A 14,063-nucleotide genomic window follows, 5' to 3' on the forward strand; every position below is an offset into this window, starting at 1 on the left:
ATGGGGCCAACCGGATCTTGGCTCGGTTGAAAAGCGAGGGCAATCTAAAAAGCGAGGGCAGTGCAATGATTGCACCACCCCCGCGTCACGCATGGATCGATTCAGCTAGCGATTACTTTCGTTTCACCACGACGAAACGAGAGCCGCGTTCGCTCTTGACGAGCAACAGTGTCTTGTCATCGTTGTCGGCACTGACCGCTTTTTCGAAGTCTTCGACACTGGCGATTGGAGTGCGGTCGACCTCGGTGACCACCATGCCTGGTTGCAGGCCGGCGTCCTCCGCAGCACTGCCTTCGTTGACGGCGCTAATCACTACGCCGTGGTCAGCGGATACCCCAAGGGAATCTGCGATTGCCGAGTCCAGCGAAGTGACCTCCAGCCCAAGGTCACCAATTTTCATCGATGGCTGATCTTGATCGTGAGTTTCGCTGGCTTTGTGTTCGCGGTTGAAGAATCCTTTCTTCGCTTCGGTACCCCGGTAAGAAAGCTCCATCTGCTCGCCGTCACGGACGACTTTTACGGGCACCTTGCTACCGACGGGGGACCGTTCGACGGCGAGTTGCAACGCTTGCGGAGTCCGCACGTCTTTCCCATCGAATTTGACGATCACGTCACCTGATTTCAGTCCCATCTCGGCAGCAGGCGTTTCGTCATAGACATCGGTCACTAATACGCCGCCACGCGGTTGAACGTTCAGCTCGCCCGCCAAATCTTGCGTAATCGGCTGGATGCCAACGCCAAGGTAGGCTCGCTTGACCGTTCCGTTTTCGACCAACTGATCACTGACCCAGCGGGCAAGATTCGAAGGTACTGCAAACCCGATCCCGTCATTGCCACCACCGCGGGAGCTGATTGCTGTATTGATGCCGATCACTTCTCCGTTGAGGTTTACCAGTGGTCCGCCGCTGTTACCGGGGTTGATCGCCGCGTCAGTTTGCAAAAAGTTTTCGCGAGCGGTGATGCCAATCCCGCGATGCTTGGCACTGATGATTCCTGCGGTGACGCTACTTTCAAGTCCAAAGGGTTGGCCCATCGCGATGACCCAATCACCGATATCGGTCGTATCACTGTCGCCTAATGCCGCCGGAACAAGACCGGTTGCGCCGTCGATCTTCACCACCGCGATGTCCGTGTCCGGGTCAGTCCAAACTTGACTGGCAACGAATTCGCGGCCGTCGTTCAGGCGGACGGTCACTTCGCCGCCGCCGCGGACGACGTGATTGTTCGTCAGGATGATTCCGGAAGCATCAATGACAACACCCGAACCGATCCCACGGCCGCCGTGAGGGCTTGGCTGTCCGAAATCTTTCGGAATCATTTTGCCATCGGGGCGCATCTCAAATCGCCGCATGCCGCCGAAATCACGCATCATGTCTTCGAACGGTGTGCCCTTAAATGGGTTCGCCCCATGAAAAGGATCCGACGACGGTTTGATGGTGTCGTGTGTTTTGGTCACAGCGACAGCCGGGCGGTTTTCGATAGCGACAAGAGACGGCATCACGTGTTCGGAAACGGCCCGAAACGCCATCGACAAATTATTGGCGGAATGAATCGCGTCGACCGTTTCGGCAGGCAGCGTATCCATCAACTTTGGCGGCGTCGGATGCGATGACGCATTCGCTGACATGTAGGCAGCCCCGGATCCGAATCCGATCGCCGAGGTCATGATTAAACCGAACAACAAGGAACGTTTCTTTTCAGTCGAACGCATTGAAATCTCTCCGAACAAGAAGGCGGTCTGTTTTGGAATTGGAAGTCGTGATCGACCGAAGCAATCGAGTCGAACAGGCTTACTTGAAGGCGGAATCACCCCGTGGTGTTTCTTTCGCTTCGGACATAACGCATGCACCGTGCCAATGCATAAAACACAGTACCAATGCGTATAACGCCGTGTTTTGCGGTCTTGCATGTCTTCAAACGCTTTTTGTCCAGGGACATTTGCCCCGGGGTGGGGCAATCTGCCACGATTGGCTTGGCAGGCAATCTACGAGAATCAAACGCGAAACGGCCGCCGAGACGAAGGTCCCGGCGGCCGCTGGCGTTGAATCGATTGGAGAACTTAGCGGATCACTGACTCATCAAAGCTTCCAAGCTATCCGCATCGTCGGCTGGTTGCTCGGTCGCAGGAGCCGCGGCTGACGCGTCTGCTTCTGGATTGCCAAAGAAGAACGGTTGGTCGGTGGTCGCTTTTTTCTTGACCGCTTCGCCGCGCGACAGGGAAGCGAGCACCTCCGTTTGTTCGGTCAGCTTCTTTGAAAACTCACGAGCGCTGCCCACCGACTTGTCATTGAGCGCCGTTTGGACATCGATCATTGCAGTAATCCAAGCCCTGACGGTGGTCAGTTCGTTTGGTGAAGCACCAGCCAACAGACCGCCTTTGATGTTCTCTGCTTTGGTCGCCGCGTCGGCGTCTTCGATCGCGTCTGGTTTGCCGGTGAGGCCCAGAACGATTTGCTGAAGTGCAAAGTTCAGTTTCTTTCGGCTGGCGGTGACTTCCGGTGGCTGTGGTTTTTCGGTAACCCGCATTCCGCCACCGTACATCCCCATTCCGCTACCACCCATCATCGACATGTCGTAACCCATGGTCGGGTCGTCCATCGATTCAGAGTATCCCGAGCCGTACCCGGATCCCATCGATTCCATATCCATGCCCATGTCCATTCCCATGCCGGCGCCGCGGCGTGAGGTTGCCGTCGACTCGGCAGTGCTTTTCAGGAAGGAATCGGGAGCGGCGGGTTGTTGTTGTGTCTTCTGTTTCTTTTCCATTGCCTCAAGACGAGCAATTTCGCCTTCGAAGGCGGTCTGCAATCGTCCCGCCCATTTTTGCAGGACTTCGGTCGCTTGGACGTCGCCTTTTTTCATCGCTTCGGGCAGACTGGCCAGAGCGGCGGCGGAGTGGAGGCCGATCAGGTTCGGCTTATCTTCGTCGGTGCTAATGCTAACGAACTGCTTTCCGATTGCGGCGTCCTTGCTGGTATACGACAAAATGCTGACGGCGTAGCGTTGCATGAACGCGTGAGCGAGCGGATCGCGGCCAGCCGGTGGATCGGAGTCAAGAAGCTCATTCATCGCCGCGGTCAACTCGGCCAGCGAAGCATCATCAACGCGACCGCCAAAGCGAACGTAATGTTCGAGTCCCTGAAGTGCAGCGGCACGAACACCCTCGGGATTCGTCTTGTCCAAATAAATGGGTTTCATGTCCGTCAAAATAAACGGATAGGGCGTGGGGAGACCGCGTCCTTGGCTGGGTGCGGCGAGCCGACAGATAAACGAGATCGCGTTGATCCGTGCGGGCGGATGATAGTTGCCTGTCGCGACACGTTTCATTCCGGCGTACAGCCAACCCATCGCCTTGCGCGTCCCTGGGCTTTGAGAACGGACAGCGCGGCTGGCCGTCGCATAGGCTGGCGCCATTGTCTCGTTGATCTTTTCCAACTTGTCCGGCTGGGTGATCATCGCCGGAATGTAGAGCTGGAAGTAGCGGCGAACAGCGGTTTGCTGATTGTCTGGCATCGCTGACAAGTCGGACAGCGAGATAAATGACCTTGCCCAGCGTTCGACGGTACCCAAGTTGTCCTGGACCTGTTTATCGACGTCCAGAACTTCGTACGGTTTTGCCTGTGCACTCGCATTGCTGGCCAGCATTGCCATGACCACCAACAGGATGAACGTCATCATTGCGGCCACTGCACGTTGTCGCAGCCGGGACGATTCAATCGCGATCGCTTTGGCCTCGGCATGGCCAATTTGAGCGTCCGACGAATGGTGAGAAGTCCTTGTCATGCCAGTTCCGTTTGTGGGTGAAGAGTTGACGAGCTTAAGGAGTGGACAAGCTGGCTGGCAGCGAGATTGCCGAATGCGTCGCATTATCCTCTGATATAACGAACGTCGTCAAACAAAATTAGGCTGATCTGCACCACTTCATCACGCGAAATGCCGAATTTCCGGCCATTTTCGACTGTGGAATGATACATCTGCCCCCCGTAGGGACAGGTTGTGGCAACCACTCGATAGGCGGCCCGCCCGACTTGAGATGACGCCACGAGAAGAGTACCCCCTGCCCGATTTGAACGAGCGTCTCAGGCGGAAAAGCCTGATGTCCTAGGCCAACTAGACGAAGGGGGCGTTGTGACGCGGCTAAGCGAGCCGCATTTGCGAAGTCCCGCGGACTTGACGCACGCAAAGACAGATTGCCGCCGTTTGGGCGGGAAACCGCGAAATATAACGAGCACATTCGCCCGAGCGAAGGTTACATCGACAGCCAGTCAAAGAATTCCTGGTCTTCGCGATTCAATTCGTCGGATTGGTAAACCTCTGTGCGAATTGACACCACCCCAGGGAACGGTAATGCAGACGAATGTGCTGCCATACAGGACGCGGGGCTTCGCATTCATGCAAGTTTTGCACTTTTCTGCAGTTTTTGCAGCGTCACTTGCCTGATTGGTGAACAGCCGAGCGCGTCAGAAAGATAAACTGAGATTTGCGTAGGGTGATTAGCACCACCTCTAGGCGACGCAATGAAGCGTATGCACCCTTTCTTCGGAGCGAATTACGCCGCTTTGATGAAAGTGCCGCGACTTGACTGTCCACCCCAATCCGAGGTGTCTGTGATGTCGGCTGATTGGTTTTACATGGCCAGCGGATGGCTCCGGAAAGCGCGGCGAGTCGGTCCGATTTCGGAGGCTGACTTGCTTGCTAGAATTGACAAGGGCGAGATCTCACCGGAAACGTTGGTTCAGAGCGTTAAAACGCGAAATAAATGGGTTCCGATGAATAAAGTTGGCCCCGCGATGGATCGTTGGAGAAAGGCGCACGCCGACGAAGTGGACTGATACATCAAATAAAACCTGCAGGGTGCTGACTTGTCGCGGAGAACGCATCTAGCCGACTATGCTGCGGTCGGGGTCGCGCCACTTCTGATTTTCTTAATGATCAGCAGCTTGGCAAATTTCTTTGTGATGCTGTTCGCTGACGGAGCGTTCGGCGGCCGAGTTTCGTATCTGATTTTGCTCTACACGATGGGTGCGGTCGCGTGTGCACGGATCGTGATTGAGCAGGACCGCAACTATGCGCTCGGATACAGTGCAGCCCTTGGCGGGGCGATGTTTTTTGTGTCGTTCGGCTTTCTCGGCTCGCCGTTATTCTTGATCGGTTTCATTGCCATGATCGCGTATCTGGCAGACCGGATTGTTCATGATTGCACGCTGATTGATTACAGCGTTGATGCCAGCGGCGAAGGTTTAATTGATCGCAGCTTAAACGAGTGGCAGCTCTTAAAAAATGGCGGCTCTGCTGAAGGCACTCGATCAATCGACGACAGACCGCAGTCTGAGCAACAGCGTCGCCGCAAGAAGTCTCACCAGCCTGGAAGGACTGTGTTTTTATTAGCGTTTGCCGCGTTACCGTTGTTCGGTCTTGGGCAATTCGTACTCCAGGACCAACCGCGCGCTTGGTCGACCGCGCAACTCTTGCTGGCTGTCTATCTCTTTTCCAGTCTCTCGTTGTTGGTAACGACCAGCTTTCTGAACCTGCGGCGTTATCTCAGGCAACGCGATGTCGAAATGCCTAGTGATGTGACGGTCGGTTGGCTTGCCGGCGGGATCGGATTGATCGCCGCGCTGATGTTGATGGCCTATTTGATACCGATGCCAGGGACCGTGATCGCACGCCTGTCGCTCCCTAGTTTCTTGACCGCCGACACGATGTTGGCGAGTCGATTTGGCTGGGGCGACGAAGCTGCCGATCGGTCCGGTGATGAAGGCGATGCCAAGACGGACGCGCTGCAGCAAGAACAGGGCAAAGACCAACAAGGCGCGAGCGATAACCCAAACGCCCCAACCCAGTCTGGCGGTCAACAAGCATCGCAAAGTGACGATGCAGACAAGGGCGACAACGACGCTTCGAAACAGACCTCCTCGGGGCAGTCGAAATCAGGACCAGACAATTCAGGATCGTCGTCGAACCAAAAGCAGAACGATTCTGGAAAGCCGTCCAAAGATGCCAAATCGACTTCAAAGGAATCGTCGAGTAAGCCTGAGGAATCGAATGCGTCGGAGCCCTCCGAGAGCAACCCAGGGGAGCAGGGCCGGTCTGAACAATCAACGCCTTCAGAGCAGGGTCGCAATCAAGCGGACAATCAAAACGATCCGGCGAAGCAGGATCAAAACAGTTCGGATGAAAATTCAGAAGCCCCTCCGTCTGAATCAAACTCCGATGATGCGAGATCGGAAGAGCAGTCCGAAAACGGATCACAAAGCAAGGAGAAAATTGAGTTTGACGAGAAGTCGGCACAGTCCACACCAGATTCTCCAAACGGTGGCAGCAATCCGTTATCGGGAATCGCAAGTTTCTTGGGGAGCCTCTTGCGATTTCTGCTAATTGCCGGCTTGATCGCCATTGTTGCGGTCTTTGTATACCGAATCCGGAATCAAATCCTCGACTTTTTTCGCTCTCTCTTTCAACGCGACCTGCCCGAAACCGTCGCCGCAGAATCAAAGACAATCACCAAGCCAGTAACTCCGCCTCGTCTTTTTTCGTCTTTTGACAATCCGTGCGTCCCAGGGGCGGATCCCAAGCGGGTGGTCGTGGTAACGTTTCAGGCATTCGAAGCGTGGACGCGCGAACGTGGTTACGTGCGTCGACAGGATGAAACCCCCGCCGAATTTATCGCCCGTCTAAGGCAGTTGGGACGCCATGATGCGGAGGCCCGTGAGCTGCTGGGGACCGCTGAAAACTCGGCGGTACGGCTAGGGAGTACCTACGACCGAGTCGCTTACGGTCGCGGGACGGCCAGCCGACAAGATATTCAAGCGGCAGCGAGTTTGTGGAAACGCATGCTGCGTCGTGACGCTGTCTTGCGGTAGCGAACGCACCCGCAACCTGGCGATCTCTGGTATCGAACCCAGCGGCAGCTTAAACTCTCGCCATGGCATTCCAAGCGAACTTCACGGCGATCGATTTCGAAACGGCGAACCGTCGACAGGACAGTGCTTGTCAGTTGGCTGCCGTAGTGGTACGCGACGGCAAGATCGTTCGCGAAGGGATGTGGATGATTCGCCCCGAACCGTTTTTCTTTTCGGCAATCAACATCAACATTCACGGCATCCATCCCGACGATGTTCGTGACGAACCAAATTTCGGTGGCTTGTGGGGCGAGATTTCAGAGTTCATCGCGGACGACTGTTTAATTGCCCACAACGCGATGTTTGATATTGGCGTGTTGAAAGCCTGTTTGGAAAAGCATCAGTGTGACATCCCCAGCCAAACGTTTTCTTGCACGCGTCTAATCTCCCGTCACACATGGCCTGACCGACAACGCTACGGATTGAAGCCTCTTTCGACATGGCTGGGGATCGACTTCAAACATCACGACGCACTCGAAGATTCGCGTGCTTGCGCTCGGCTGTTATTAGCCGCTGGTGCGACGTTGGGTGTCGAATCAATGGACGAACTGGAGCAGAAGCTTCGCCTGTCGCGTGGCAAGTACGGCGATTGGGGAATCAAGAACGCGAAACGCGTGGATGGACGTCGGCCGGGAAAACCGAAGGCGTCGAATAAACGGTCGCTGCCTAAAGGGGCTGCGAGCAGGAACCTCCGCCGTGGAACGGTTCGCCCTTTGCGGTTTCCGATGGATCCGTTCGACGAACAGTCGATGGTGCGAGAATCTGGCGGCACGCACCAGTCGTCCTTGGCATCGGGTGATGGCGACGTGGATTGGCAACGCGTTGCGATCCGCTGTGAGTTTATTCAACCGCTGCGTGGAAGAATCATTTCCTTTGTCGGTCAACTACGTGTGATCACCAACGAACAGGCGATTGAGCTCGCTCGGCGAGCTGGTGGCCAACCACAGGATAAGCCCGACGCGGCAACGAACTGTGTGGTGGTGGCGGCACCCGATAAGTACCGTCCCGATGTGCCAGCGGCAGGCCAAGTCGAAGTGCTTAGCGAAGCAGATTTTTTGAAACGATTGGGCGTCTGATTTCGTTATCCCTTGGTGAGCGCCTGTCTGAGTGGGATTCGCATTGGCCAGATGCCTTTGTATCGCAAGGTCGACTCGGGGCAGCTTTCCAAATTTCCGAGCAGCAGTTGGCGTTGTTGATGAGCGAGTGCTTCAAGCTGGCATTGAGTCGTCCGAATCGTGAATACCACGCCAATGTTTTCCAAGTATGTCAGCGTTTGGAATTCGACGCGAAAGTAACATTGGCGAAGCGCGTTATCAGAAGTGATTTCGGCTGCGTGCTGTCGTATGTCATCGAGAAAGCGAGTCGACTGGTCGAGCGCCCCTGAGGGACGGACTCCCCAATTGGTGCGCCACACCGTTTTGTCGGGTTTCATCCGATTAAACAAACGCTCCGTTGGATTCCAAAGCTCTTCTGTAAATCCAGGGACCTCGTCGTGAACGTCTAGCAGAGGTTGGCCGAGCTTTTCACGGATGGACCAACCGCTGGGAAAGCAGACGCATCCGCCGATGACTTGATGAGGCGGTTGCTTTGTCAGGATCACGACGTCTTCGACGAGGTTGCGGACCAACCAGTCAAACCGCTGAACCGGCGTGGCAGCCGCACTGCATTTTGACGGTGTTTCGAGTTCTGTATTGACCAGCGTGCTATCGATGCTGCGGAGATGCTCACTTTGAGAGACGCACCAAGTGATCAGTGATTCGAGTGCTCGCTCTGGCAACTCAGGTATGGCAATGTATTGATCGACAAAGTCACCATCGAGCGTTCGACGTCGCAAGTCTCGTTCGCGCTGGTAATCGGCACCTGGCTTAAAGATGGGGTGGCCAGCAGGCAACGCGGCGATACCGAATTGGTGGCGAAATTCTTGATGCTGCAAAGGGAACAGTTCGAGCATTCGGATCGCTTCAGTCGAAGGGACAATCGGGTAAGACGTCTGGCAGAGTTCGACCATGCCGACAGTGACAATTTCTGCGAATGAGGATCGCCGCCGCATCAGGTCTATTACAAGGCAAGCGTTCTTCCAGTGATGGCGTCAATCAGCCAATTCTAGAATTCATTTTGCTTGTCGAAAACATCACCACAAACGCCCGTTCAATAACCCGATGCCCGTCAAACACCCCTATGATGAAAGTGAATAGAACACGTCTTTTGGGGAGTGGAGATGCATTCGAACGCACGGCGTTATTTGCGACTCGTATGGATGGCGACTTTTCTGACGATGTTCGGTACCGAACATCGACTTGTAATCGGCAAGCCACCGTTGAACAGTGATGCTAATGTGGAATACATCGGTACGGAAGCTTGCCGACAATGCCATCGCTCAGAGCATCAGTCGTACTTGCAAACCTTGCATAGTCGATCGATGGAAGTTGTTGATCCAGAGAAAGAGCAAGTGCCGGCAACATTCACCCATGAACTTTCTCAAACGCGCTACGAAGTCCTCCGCCGCGGTGATCGGTTAGTTCATCGCGAGTCGTTATTGTCAGCCGAGAACAAGGTGATCGCATCCAACGAACGAGAAATCGTCTTCACCGTAGGATCTGGAGCACACGGTAAAAGTTACGTCTATCGCGATGAGGGCTTCTACGGCCAATCACCGATTTCCTGGTACAAGGATTCGAAACGCTGGGAAATGTCGCCTAGCTACGACCTGCCCTTCCATGTCGGCTTCGGACGAAAGTTGACGTCGGAGTGTTTTTTCTGCCACGTAGGATCGATTGACCGCAAGGAGCGTAATCCCAGCGACTTCGAAATTGTGGAACACACTATCGGTTGTGAGCGATGTCACGGACCAGGACAGCTTCATGCCGAACGCTATCGCAAGGAAGAAAAGCCAAGCGGTGCCGATTCTACGATCGTAAATCCTGCAAAACTGCCTCGAGAAGTCTCGGAGTCGATTTGCCAACAATGCCATTTGCAGGCTGCCGGAAAAGCGTTGGTTTCCAACCGAGACGAATGGGATTTTCGTCCGGGACTTCGATTGACCGATTTTCGTGTCGACTACCAATACAGACTCGGTGACAACTCGATGCGCGTGGTCGGCCACGTCGAGCAACTGCATGCCAGCGAGTGCTACCAACAAACTGAAAGTCTGACCTGCATCACTTGCCATGATCCACACCACACCGTTACCCCCGAGAACACGGTTCTTCACTACCGCAATATCTGCCTCAGTTGTCACGACGAAGGAGCCTGTGGTGAGTCGTATGATCGCCGCCTAGAGATGGCAAACAATGATTGCACACAGTGTCACATGCCACGTAAGGACACCGAAGTCCCACACACCGCTTTGACTCACCACCAAATCGGAATTCATCGCGGTAAAGTCGATGAGGACGAAATCGCGACGGGATTAACCGCGGTTTTAGATCTTGCCCATCTATCGCCAACCGAACAGGACCGCTGTGCCGCGATCGCCAAGTTTCAGGTCATGCAGGAGCAGCCGGGAAACGCCAATTTTCGCGACTACGGGTTCGAAGCCGCAAAGGCTTTGATCAATGTTAAAAACGCAGGCAAAGCAGACGCGGAGGCAACTGCCGTGTTGGCGATGCTCGCACGAAGTCAAAATCAAGTTGCAATCGCTAAGGAGCTTGCCAGCGAGATTGTCCGAACGGAAACGAAATCCTCGAGGGCACGTATCGAATCGCTCCGTTTGCTCGCACAGTTTGCCTACGACCAAGGAAATTTTAAAACCGCGGTCAAACATTATCGGCAACTCACGCAGCTGCAATCAGAACCACATGACCATTTTCAACTTGCCATCGCCGAGCAGAACACAGGACAGACAAACGACGCGATCCAGTCACTTCAACGGGCCATCAACCTCGCACCGGCATACATCGACGCGCATCGCTTGTTGGCTGCTTTGCTAGAACGCAATGGTGATACAAAACAGGCTGCCGTCCATTCTGATTTGGCTGTAAGGCATCAAACGAGATTGCAAAACGTCGCAGAAGCCGCTAACGATTGACCGCACTTTCAATTCGCGTGCTCGTCGCGGGTTCAGTTTGTCCTTCGATGAAGCGAACCGCTTGATCGACCGCAATCGCGTCAAAGATCTGTCGAACTCCGCTTGGCCAAGTGACAGTGACTTGCACGGGTTCTTGATTTTTACCTAGCCCGAATGGCACCATCGATTGATTGTGGCAAAGGTATCCGTCGCCACCAACGATCCAATTCGTCAGAACTTCCTGGCCAACCCGGATCTCAACTTGCGCGCCAATCGCATCGCGTTCGGAAGCGGTGCCGGTTAGTTCGACGTTTAACCAGTGATTGCGTGTTTCCGTTTCGTTAATCAACAGGGCGGAAGGTGACCCAATATGGGAAACGACGATGTCTTGGCGTCCATCGGCATTGAAATCAAGCCGCGCAAGGCTACGTCCCAGATACTTGCCGGCGAAATAACCTGTAGCGTCGTCGACATCCGCCAAACGGAACTGGCCGCCTAGGTTGACGAAAAATTGGGGAGGTTGCTGAAGTGGTTCATCCGGTGCGATTTCGATATTTCCGTTCGTGATCGCCAAGTCTGGTCTGCCGTCCAAGTTATAGTCGATTGCCTGGCATCCGAACCCGAGCACGTTTGAACTGTCGCGTTGTAGACGATACTTGACCGATTGATCTTGGAATGTGCCGCCACGATTCATGAACAGGCTGACGGATTCGAGGTAGAAGTTCGTGATGTGGATATCACGCTGGCCGTTTCCATCAAAGTCGGCGACCGCGATTCCCATGGATGCCGTCTCTACGCCTGCCGCATCGAGCGCGCATCCGGAGATCGGTGCGATGTCGACCCAATCATGCGTGTCACCTTGGAGCTTCCAAAGCTGGTTCGCTCGGATATCGTTGCCGACAAATACCTCATTGCCAGGGGTGTTGTCCCAATCGGCAATCACCACGCCAAGGCCTGTACTGGCAACAGAATCTGATTCGCTGATTGGTTGATGTTCGAAGCCGCCGTTTCCGTCGTTGATACTGATTACGTCGATACCGGGTCGAAACGACGCGGGTGAGATTGTCAGTACGTTACCGTCGTCGCCCATCAGCGGTTTATCGACCATCGCATGGTCGTTCACGTAGTGAACCGCATACAAGTCCGGCAGGGCGTCTCCTGTGACATCTCCGAACGCGATCGAACTGGTCAATATCGATTGTGTTGGGTCTTCGCCGAACGGTGTGGAGTGGAACGTGCCATCGCCATTGTTGATCAAGAGGACTTTTTGTTCGATGTTTGCAATCACCAGATCCGGAAAGCCGTCTTGGTTCCAATCGCCGCTGCCAACGCCGATGGTGTAGCGGGTTTCACTCAGATGGGATGCTTGGGTGCAATCGACTAAACCGGTGTCTTGATGGCGATAAAGGATGTTGGATGAGTCGCTCATGAAGTCTGGCGGGTCGGCACCGCCTTGAGCGAAATATAAATCGACTGCGCCATCCAAGTCGTAGTCAAGTACGGCGACGCCACCGCCTAATGATTGATAGAGTGCGAACTGATAAGGCTGCGGTTTGCTCGCGACATCGTAGGTGTGTTCAAGCCCTACTTCGCTGGCGACATTTTTAAAACGTGGCCGCTGATAGTCTTCTGCGTCTCGCTCTTCAGACGTTTCCGTTGCGGCGACGATCGCGGTACCAAGATACGCCATCGGATACGAATCAATATCGATGTTGCAAACACATTCTTGCGGATCTGGAAACGCTTCGGGGGATTTAAGCAAAGCTGTACGTTGTTGGTTGAGCGATTCGACCTCTTGCTTTGGTGCGTTGCGTCGAAATGCGCCAAACAACCGCCAGGTGACTGCTTCGAGTGGGCGTTCAAGTTGATCCAGTCCGTCCGCAATTGTTTCGTACGCCTCCGGGCTCAATTGGGTTGAATCGGTGGCTTGGTTGCTAGCCGAAACCACATCGCGTTGAACGTCGAAACGACTGATCCATCGCTCGGCGAGTTCGGTTTCTCCGAGTGCTTCTAGTGATTGGTTGATTCGACGCATGGCGCCAATGTTGGTCGGGTCCCGGCGCAATGCTTCACCCAACGCGCGGACCGCTTCTTGATAGCGACCTTCGGAGACGAGATAGGCTCCAATCGCAGCCCAGTACTCGGCAAATTCCTTTGTTTCTGGTCCGATGTGGCTCAGCCACCAACCGAATCGTTCTGTCGATTGGGCTTCGACGCAGAGCAATCCATAGAATGCAACAATTGACGGGGGTTCGAACCCAGCGTGGACGGATTCTTCAAGTGCTTCGAGGGCTTCGACATGACGATTCGCGGTGTAAAGCATGCGTGCGGTGGCCGCGGGACCGATCGGATAAAACGGCTGCGCGTCGCGTCCTGTCTGCATTTCCGCGGGTGCGTTTGGGTCATCAAATATCGCATGGCCGAGGACGAACAGCGAATGCAGTTCCCGCTCCTGAATGTTGCCTAGGCGGCAAAGCGTACGCAAGTGAACGGCAGCTTCGTGCCGTCGTCCCTGCCGGTTGTACAGGTGAGCGAGTTGCCGATGGACGACTGGAACATCGCCGGCCAACTGCAGAACTTTGCGGTACCGGTTTTCGGCATCCTGGTACCGTTGTAAATCCATGCACCAATCGGCTGATTGACCGATTGCCGCGAGACCGGCTTGAGGATGACTCGATGGAATTGCATCGAGCAGTTCGACACCCGCATCCAGATTGCCCTGTTGCGCTTTCAGGTTTGCCAAGCGGAAGATGACTTCCGCATCGTCAGGATCAAGTAGCAGAAGCTGTTCGAGTTGTGATTCTGCTGCCTTGAGCTGATTGGCGTTTGATAGCGAAATCGCGCGGTCGATTCTTTCTTCTCGACTTAATTCTCCCTTCGCTTCTTGCGGGTGTTCGATCTCAGCAATGGAAGGCGTCTTCGCTTCTGGGCCGCTTTGTGATGGGATGTTGAGATTCTTTTCTGAAGATTCTATGGATGAATTTGAGTTTTGAACGGCGGATTCAGAATGACATCCCAACTGTGTAAGAAGAATCCCCAAACAAAGGCATTGAAACACTCGGGCTGGCGACAGGAAGGTTGGACGACGAGAAAGAGATGATGCGTTATTCGACGAGTACATTTCGGAGTCGATGTGGGCAGGCATTTGCGAATTC

General features: G+C 54.5%; 7 protein-coding genes and 1 tRNA gene. 3 read left to right on the forward strand and 5 right to left on the reverse strand.

Features of this window, described 5'->3' with window-relative positions:
• Window positions 1-112 precede the first annotated feature (112 nt).
• From CGZ80_RS01840 to CGZ80_RS01850, 3 genes are all read right to left on the reverse strand, one after another.
• A complete protein-coding gene (locus CGZ80_RS01840; protein ID WP_158222509.1) occupies window positions 113-1,711 on the reverse strand; it encodes a Do family serine endopeptidase in 1,599 nt (532 codons plus the stop codon).
• Between the two features lie 356 nt (window positions 1,712-2,067).
• A complete protein-coding gene (locus CGZ80_RS01845; protein WP_094411073.1) occupies window positions 2,068-3,783 on the reverse strand; it encodes a hypothetical protein in 1,716 nt (571 codons plus the stop codon).
• 268 nt (window positions 3,784-4,051) lie between these two features.
• A tRNA-OTHER gene (locus CGZ80_RS01850) sits at window positions 4,052-4,125 on the reverse strand.
• 803 nt (window positions 4,126-4,928) lie between these two features.
• Between CGZ80_RS01850 and CGZ80_RS01860 the strand changes: the two genes are divergently transcribed.
• Window positions 4,929-6,863: a DUF4129 domain-containing protein gene (locus tag CGZ80_RS01860; protein WP_094411074.1), complete on the forward strand. Its 1,935-nt coding sequence runs from the start codon at window positions 4,929-4,931 to the stop codon at window positions 6,861-6,863.
• Between the two features lie 62 nt (window positions 6,864-6,925).
• Window positions 6,926-7,978, forward strand: a complete 1,053-nt coding sequence (locus CGZ80_RS01865) for an exonuclease domain-containing protein (protein ID WP_094411075.1) — start codon at window positions 6,926-6,928, stop codon at window positions 7,976-7,978.
• 5 nt (window positions 7,979-7,983) lie between these two features.
• Here the strand turns inward: CGZ80_RS01865 and CGZ80_RS01870 are convergent, their stop codons facing one another.
• Complete coding sequence (locus tag CGZ80_RS01870) at window positions 7,984-8,952, reverse strand: heme-dependent oxidative N-demethylase subunit alpha family protein (RefSeq protein WP_094411076.1); 969 nt, start codon at window positions 8,950-8,952, stop codon at window positions 7,984-7,986.
• Window positions 8,953-9,159: 207 nt separating this feature from the next.
• Here CGZ80_RS01870 and CGZ80_RS01875 point away from each other — a divergent pair, with 207 nt between their 5' ends.
• On the forward strand, window positions 9,160-10,929 hold the full coding sequence (locus tag CGZ80_RS01875; protein WP_094411077.1) for a tetratricopeptide repeat protein: 1,770 nt from the start codon (window positions 9,160-9,162) through the stop codon (window positions 10,927-10,929).
• On the opposite strand, the gene CGZ80_RS01880 is transcribed toward CGZ80_RS01875, so the two are convergent.
• Window positions 10,919-14,053: an FG-GAP-like repeat-containing protein gene (locus CGZ80_RS01880; protein ID WP_094411078.1), complete on the reverse strand. Its 3,135-nt coding sequence runs from the start codon at window positions 14,051-14,053 to the stop codon at window positions 10,919-10,921. The genes CGZ80_RS01875 and CGZ80_RS01880 overlap by 11 nt on opposite strands.
• Between the last annotated feature and the right edge of the window lie 10 nt (window positions 14,054-14,063).

Source organism: Rhodopirellula sp. MGV, from assembly GCF_002251265.1.
In the GTDB taxonomy this organism is placed as follows: domain Bacteria; phylum Planctomycetota; class Planctomycetia; order Pirellulales; family Pirellulaceae; genus Stieleria; species Stieleria baltica_A.

Excerpts from the sequence above, each read along its gene's own strand:
- CGZ80_RS01845 (WP_094411073.1), bottom strand. The coding sequence starts at position 3,783 with ATGACAAGGACTTCTCACCATTCGTCGGACGCTCAAATTGGCCATGCC.
- CGZ80_RS01840 (WP_158222509.1), bottom strand. The coding sequence starts at position 1,711 with ATGCGTTCGACTGAAAAGAAACGTTCCTTGTTGTTCGGTTTAATCATG.
- CGZ80_RS01875 (WP_094411077.1), top strand. The coding sequence starts at position 9,160 with ATGGCGACTTTTCTGACGATGTTCGGTACCGAACATCGACTTGTAATC.
- CGZ80_RS01860 (WP_094411074.1), top strand. The coding sequence starts at position 4,929 with ATGATCAGCAGCTTGGCAAATTTCTTTGTGATGCTGTTCGCTGACGGA.
- CGZ80_RS01880 (WP_094411078.1), bottom strand. The coding sequence starts at position 14,053 with ATGCCTGCCCACATCGACTCCGAAATGTACTCGTCGAATAACGCATCA.
- CGZ80_RS01870 (WP_094411076.1), bottom strand. The coding sequence starts at position 8,952 with ATGCGGCGGCGATCCTCATTCGCAGAAATTGTCACTGTCGGCATGGTC.
- CGZ80_RS01865 (WP_094411075.1), top strand. The coding sequence starts at position 6,926 with ATGGCATTCCAAGCGAACTTCACGGCGATCGATTTCGAAACGGCGAAC.